Genomic DNA, 1,056 nt, shown 5'->3' with positions numbered 1-1,056 from the left:
GTCGTGGACTACCTGAAGGCGATGCACCGCAAGGGGAAGTTCCGCGGCGTTGTCATCGACGGGCAGTCCCCGGCGGCACCACTGATCGAGCCACTCGAAACGGCAGGCATTCCGGTCATCGTGACCGGTGCGCAGTACATGGGCACATCGTGCGCGAACTTCTACCGCAAAGCGATGTCAGGCGAGATGGTCCACCTCGACCAGCCGACGCTCAACTCCGCGGTAGCCGACGCCCGCAAACGCAACATCGGAGCCGAAGGCCTGTGGGGCTGGAACCGAAAGAACACCACGGTCGACATCACTCCACTGGTCTCGGCAACTCTCGCGCTCGCATCCATCGACATACCCATGCCCAAGCCGAAGGCGAGCGTCTCGTACGCCGTCTATGGCTTCAACTGAGAGGAGCCCTGGTGGCAACAACTGAGCAGGACTACCTCAACGAGGGTCTGCAGCGACTGGCGAGCGCGAAGCCGACATGGCAGATGCGGCAGGACGCGTACGAAGGCAAGCACGAGCTGCCGTTCGCGCCGGACGGCGTCAGCGCCGAGTACATGGCGCTGCGGAAGATGGCCCCGCTGCCGTTGATCCGCCTCGCGGTGCGCACCGCGTGCCAGCGTTTGCGCGCCGGCGGCGTCCGCACCGTCAAGGGGCCGGAGTTCGACAAGGAACTCTGGCGGATATGGGACCGGAACAACCTCGGCTCGCGGCAACGCATTCCGTACACCGACGGCCTGGTCCACGACTGCGGCATCATGTCGGTCTGGACGAACAAGCGCGACAGGACGACTCCGATCATCCGCCCCGAATCCCCGGCGGCCGTCCACGTCGAGTCCGACCCTGCCGATCCCTTCCAGTCGCTCTGGGCAGTAAAGACCTGGACCGAGCGGCGGGACGGCAAAGAGATCTCCGTGGCGATGCTGTACCTGCCGAAGGAGTGGGTGCGCTACGAAGGTGAGGGGTCGAAGGCCCCCGTCGAGGTCAAACGCGGCCGGACTCCGCTGAAGCGGGTGCCGGTCGTGACGTTCGTCCCCGAGATCGAGGCTGTCGGCTACGGCG

1 protein-coding gene and 1 pseudogene are annotated in these 1,056 nt (G+C 65.5%); both read left to right on the top strand.

Going from position 1 to position 1,056, the window contains the following annotated elements; translation table 11 throughout:
- Positions 1-399, top strand: a pseudogene (locus ACFVXG_RS46190) (hypothetical protein); the annotation flags it as partial.
- A gap of 11 nt (positions 400-410) precedes the next feature.
- On the top strand, positions 411-1,056 hold a 646-nt coding region (locus ACFVXG_RS46185; RefSeq protein ID WP_387936512.1), incomplete at its 3' end, for a phage portal protein.

The sequence above is a fragment of the Kitasatospora sp. NPDC058162 genome (genome assembly GCF_042884005.1).
GTDB lineage: Bacteria > Actinomycetota > Actinomycetes > Streptomycetales > Streptomycetaceae > Kitasatospora.
This window is presented reverse-complemented; position numbering and strand designations above follow the sequence as displayed.